Origin of the sequence: Candidatus Solincola tengchongensis, assembly GCF_015711935.1 — a bacterium.
Lineage (GTDB): Bacteria > Actinomycetota > Geothermincolia > Geothermincolales > RBG-13-55-18 > Solincola_A > Solincola_A tengchongensis.
The window spans coordinates 1-5,306 of sequence record NZ_JACVJJ010000111.1 but is presented as its reverse complement, the minus strand read 5'-3'; the positions used below and the strand labels follow the sequence as shown (position 1 = coordinate 5,306).

The window sequence follows — 5,306 nt, the reverse complement described above, 5'->3', positions numbered from 1 at the left end:
TGGGGGGACGCGGACACCTGGGGCAAGAGGCTGCGCCTCCACACGGCGGAGTTCCTGAACCGGGGGATGATCACCCTGGAGGGAGACCTCTCCTGTGTGATCGCCTTTTTCATGTTCCTCGGGGAGGCGCTGGGGAGCCTCAGGAGAAGAAAGCCCGCCCCGGTCAGAAGGGCTGAGCTCAGCGAGGAGGAACCGTGATACTGCGCGAGTACCTGCCTTCCATAGACCATTCCCTCTGCCGAAGATGTCGCAAATGCGAGGAGATATGCCCCGCCGCGGCCGTCTCCCTCGTGCAAGAGGAGAAGAGGATGGCCGTGGACCCCGGTAGGTGCATCGACTGCCAGCGCTGTATGGACGCCTGCCCGGAGAACGCCATCACCATGCTTCCCCGCAAGGCCGACCGCGTGCTGAGGATCGACCTCTCGTGCCTGGACCCGTGGGAGATCAAGCGTCTCTGCCGCAGGGTGGGTCTTGCTCCGGGCGAGGCCGTCTGTGCCTGCTCCTTCATCACCGCCCGGGAGCTGGCGGGCGCCGTCCTGCTGGGGGCCAGGACGCCGGAGGACGTGTGCGCCATGACCGGCGTGCGCCGGGGATGCGGCATCTACTGCCTGGTGAACGTCTTCAAGATCCTGGAAGCCGGAGGTGTCACGCCGGAGGAGAGGCGGAAAAGCCGCCTCTACCACCACCCCCTGGACCCCCTAGACATCCCAGAGGAGAGGTTGCGGGAGATCGATGCCCGATTTCCTCAGTTCCGGATCCTCGATGACGTATCCCTGATAAGAAAATTCCGGGGGCGTGATATGCTCGAGGAGGCGTGAACGATGTATCGGCCTGCAGTACCGCCCTTCCCCTTCATGGAGTCCGTCTACCAGTCGCCACCCCGCAAGCGTGCCGCTGAACACCCGGGGTTCGTCTCCCTTCCGGTGAGTTCCCTCTTTCCCGAGTTCCCGGAGGCCATCTATTGTTACGGAGAGGATCGTTCGGCGATCCGCCCGAATACCTTCCAGGCCCTGGAAAACGTGGACATGAGCATGATCAAGCCAGGGCACCGCGTGCACTTCCTGGCCTCGGAACACGGTTTCAGCATCCTCGGCGGATGGCCCTACCGCGAGATGCTCGGCGCCATAAGAGACGCTGTCCGCGAGCGCACCGGTTGCGAGGACATATACCTAGGGGTGGCCGCCTACCGAGGCTTCCGGGAATCGCGCGAGGTGATCGAGGCCTTCCGCCTGATGGAGCTCTTCGAGGGCAGGGTGTTCGAGTTCGGCCCCTACGACGAGGGAGTGGCCATCGACACTGAGGTGGGGACCCTATACGGCGTTAAAAAGGCTTACGATGCCGACTGGTTCGTGCACTCCTACTACGACGACCCTCGGGAGATGTATTTCCACCGTTTCCTCGCCAGGAGCTTCAAGGCCTTCGCCATGTCTTACGCGCGCCTGGAGACGCGCTCCGCTTATCACTATTCCTATAAGAACCGCAGTTGCAACTTCCTGCCGGTGGCCATATTCCGGTCACCGTACGTGCAGGAAAGGTATGCTTTCAGCTGCATAATGAGGCTTTCCCCCGCCGGGATAATGGCCATCGACGCGGACAACGACCTCTTCGCGCTGGACCGGCGCATCACCCGCGGCCACCTGGAGAGGTTCGGGAAGATGCAGAAACTCTTCGAGTCCATCGAAGAATGTATAGCGGTCATAGACGGCGGCAGATGGGGTTATTACGTCCATGCCGGGGGCGTCACCTTCGGCGTCCTCATGTTCTCCAACTGCCCCGGGCACGACATCCTGGACCTGGACTCCCCCTCCGCCCTGATGATGATAGACGAGGTCCCTTATCAGGAAAGGGAAAATCTGCCAACAAAGATGCTCCGAACGGGCATCAACCCCGCGCTCAAGGCCGTTGTCATCAACCAGCAGTGGGCGGGCATCCCCTTCCTGAACCTGTTTTCAAAACCCATATTCGTGGTGGGTCGCGACCAGCTGGACTACCTGAGGCTCGACCGGGCCAATCCGCTCTTCAAGGCCATGGGCGACCTCGGGATAATCCGCGCCATGCCGGATCTTCAAACCGCTTTGGAAAAAGCCCGGCGCGCGGCGCGCACCGACAAGGTGCTCGTCTTCGACGGAAGTTTCGGACATCTCAATCTGAGTCCATCGCTGGCGGAAGAGCTGGTTCGCAAGGCCCCCGAGGTGAGGAGGAAGGTGGAAGAGGAGCTCCTGCCGCGGTGGCTCCGCCAGAGGAACCTGGAGTGAACAACGCATATGGAAGATTCTGGTCTTCTACGCAAGACGGAGCTGGAGATACAGGGCATATACCTGCGGCGCGCCAACCTCTCGACCATCGCCCAGGCGGCTGCCGACGTCCTGGGCTTGGAGGAGCGCGACGTGTTGGTGACGGATTACCGCCCCGGAACGCTCGTCCTGGACGTCCACGGGACGGACATAGACGCATTGAACATCGCCGGCCGGGAACCGACGCTGCTCAAGACGCTGGGCGCCCTTCCGGGCGTGACGGTCGTGGAGGAAGCGTTTGTATCTTCTCGGGGCATGCTGGGGTGGATAGCTCACGACCGAGACGCGGCCGTAGGAGCCATAAACTCCGGGAGGGAGCTGGCGGAGGAGATCAGGCGCAATGTGGAAAGACGGGTGATGGTCTTCCCTTCGGGAAGCGAGGTGCAGAACCAGGAGATAGAAGACACCAACACGCCGGCCATCAAGGAACGGCTGGAGGAGGAGGGTTTCAAGGTATCACGAGGAGAGGTCCTGCCCGACGACAGGACCTCCATCGCGGCGAAGATACGCGAGGCCTCTGAGGTCTATGGGTACGGGGTGGTTATCACCACTGGCGGCATCGGCGCCGAGGAGAAAGACCAGACCGTGGAGGCGGTGTTGGACCTGGACCCAGCAGCCGAAACGCCTTACGTTTGCCGTTACGAGGTGGGGACAGGCAGGCACGCCAAAGATGGGGTGAGGATAGCTGTCGGCGAGTACAATCAGACGCTGATCGTCTCCCTTCCAGGACCCAACGACGAGGTCAAAGCATGCCTCGACGTCCTGGCCCAAGCCTTGAAGGAAGGGTGGGACAAGCGTTCCCTGGCCTGCTCCATCGCGGAAAGGATCCGAGTCCTGCTGCGCGAACGCTAATCCTCGCCTTGAAGCGGGAAAAAAATTCCTTTTCGATTGGTCAAGGGGTCTGCCACGATCAACCGTCCGTCTCACCGGGGCGGAAGATGAAATATCATGGAAATTATCGATTACAGATTTTGGCAAACCATGATCGTTGATTTTTCTGCCACACGGTCAAACTTGCTCGCCGATATCCGCATAGGACCTGGTCCCATCAGGATCGAGTCTTGACTCAGCAACCATTTCGTCCCCTTGCCCAACCCAGGCAGAAGGTTGATATGGATGTTCATCTCGGCGAAGGTCCCGCCCGTGCCCGCCTATCTGGACGCCAGCTCCTCCAGAGGTATGCCCATGTTCTCCCGCAGCAGCCTCGCCAGGAGGGGGAGGGAGAGGTTCTCCGGCCCGTAGAGGATGCACTGTATCTCCGGCATGTAGAAGTAGAGGAAGGGCTGGGTGGTGAGCAGGGCCTTTCTCAACTCCCGGGCCACGGGGTGGGATTCGCCGAGCTCCAGGCTAGCCTTGCCCCACCCGGGCACCATGGCGTAACGTAGGGCGTTGACCTTGAACTCGGCCCCCTGCGGCTGCTTGAACTGGTAGAGGTGGCAGAAGTACTTCACGATGCCGCTCCTCGAGGCGTCCACCTTCTGACCTCTCAGGGTGAGGATGTGCTCCCCGCTCTCGGAGAGGCGGCAGGTGAGCTCGCTCTCGCTGTCCGAGAAATCGATCCCCGCCAGGAACTTGGGGTAGTTGTAGATGTCGATGCCGCCCCTCAGGGCCAGCTCGGTGGTCACCGGCAGGTGATGTATGTAGGTGTGAAACGCGTTGCGCACGAGCTGGCGCAGGAGGTTGTATCCCGGAAGGGGGAGGATCTGGGGGTCGTTGAGCAGGACCCCGATGGCGAACTCGTTGTAGGGCTCTATGTCGGTGTCGTAGTACTCGAAGGCGGTTAGGTGAAGGGCGCCGATGCCCGGAACCACCTGGGCCGGGGCGTAGCGCGGGTCCGGGACCAGCCTCTTGAGGGCCGGCAGCGTGGCCGGGAAGACGGCGGTCATCGACCGCGCGCTGCGGTAGAAGACCGGGAGTTTGACCTTCTTTCCCAAAAGTGTGGCCTCGACCTGCTCCACGCCCTCGAAGAAGTCGTGATGCATGGGATCACCTCCTGTAACCTCTTGCGCTCACCGAGTCGAAAAGCCGCGGCATGTTTTTCCGCTGCCCTCGCGGAAAAGATTACCGCTCACGGGCGTCACAGGTTCACTAATGCCCCTCCTCATCCGGGTAAGGGAGAGGGGGGCTTTAAAGCCGCGCCGCCTTTGCCCCGCCTTCCCGTCCCGGGAGCCCATATAAAACATATTATCTTTTTCCATCCTCTTTAAGGATCCAAACCCGTCGCTTCAACGAACTTTCCATCTGCCGCGGCATGTTTTTCCGCTGCCCTCGCGGAAAAGATTACCGCTCACGGGCGTCATAGGTTCACTAATGCCCCTCGTCATCCGGGTAGGGGAGAGGGGGCTTTAAAGCCGCGCCGCCTTTGCCCCGCCTTCCCGTCCCGGGAGCCCATATAAACCATATTATCTTTTTCCATCCTCTTTAAGGATCCAAACCCGTCGCTTCAACGAACTTTCCATCTTCCCGAGCGTTCGGCAAAGCAATCAAATCCAGAAGGCGGCAAGGGCTGGTCGCTCTTGGATACGAACTCGTACTCCGTTCGGTCGCGATAGCGAGGGTATGGAAGAACAGAGGGTTCTATATCGTTTCTTTAGGCGCTTTTCGGGTTGAAGAAGGCCGAGAGGACATCCTTTCCCGGATAAACCAGCAAATCCAACTGGCGGTAAGGGGTGATCTCTCTCGGATAGAGAACATACTGTATCCGGCAGTAAAGCGAGGGTATGGAAGAATAGAGGGTTCTAAATCGTTTCTGTAGGCGCTTTTCGGGTTGATATAGAAAAGAGGAAAGAGGAGGGAGGAGGGAGGGTTGATAGAGGAGGGAGGAGCCGATTGGGTCCTTCACGGCGATGTGTTAGATTATTAAAGGAAAAACAGGAGCCACAGAGGGCACGAGGGATCGCGGTAGAAGCCCGGCCGCCGATTCGGGATCACGTCGAGGAGGGGGAAGAAAGGGAAGACATGCGCGGGTACCTGGGCGTGGACGTGGGCTCGGTGAGCACCAACCTGGTGCTC

6 protein-coding genes are annotated in these 5,306 nt (G+C 60.3%); 5 read left to right on the top strand and 1 reads right to left on the bottom strand.

Annotation, left to right across the window (positions count from 1 at the left end):
* The 4 genes from H7007_RS11710 to H7007_RS11695 all read left to right on the top strand — a co-directional run.
* Positions 1-198: hypothetical protein (locus H7007_RS11710; RefSeq protein WP_287155482.1), on the top strand; the 198-nt coding region annotated here is incomplete at its 5' end.
* A complete protein-coding gene (locus H7007_RS11705; RefSeq protein WP_287155481.1) occupies positions 195-818 on the top strand; it encodes a 4Fe-4S dicluster domain-containing protein in 624 nt (207 codons plus the stop codon). The genes H7007_RS11710 and H7007_RS11705, both read left to right, overlap by 4 nt.
* Positions 819-821: 3 nt before the next feature.
* A complete protein-coding gene (locus H7007_RS11700) occupies positions 822-2,255 on the top strand; it encodes a hypothetical protein (RefSeq protein ID WP_287155480.1) in 1,434 nt (477 codons plus the stop codon).
* A gap of 9 nt (positions 2,256-2,264) precedes the next feature.
* Positions 2,265-3,146, top strand: coding sequence for a molybdopterin-binding protein (locus tag H7007_RS11695; RefSeq protein ID WP_287155479.1), 882 nt, complete (start codon positions 2,265-2,267; stop codon positions 3,144-3,146).
* A gap of 299 nt (positions 3,147-3,445) precedes the next feature.
* Here H7007_RS11695 and H7007_RS11690 read toward each other — a convergent pair whose 3' ends face one another.
* Positions 3,446-4,276 carry an acetoacetate decarboxylase family protein gene (locus H7007_RS11690; RefSeq protein WP_287155478.1) on the bottom strand — a complete coding sequence of 277 codons (831 nt, stop codon included), beginning with the start codon at positions 4,274-4,276 and terminating at the stop codon, positions 3,446-3,448.
* An 847-nt stretch (positions 4,277-5,123) separates the two neighbouring features.
* Here H7007_RS11690 and H7007_RS11685 point away from each other — a divergent pair.
* A partial coding sequence (locus H7007_RS11685) for a hypothetical protein (RefSeq protein WP_287155476.1) occupies positions 5,124-5,306 on the top strand: 183 nt, incomplete at its 3' end.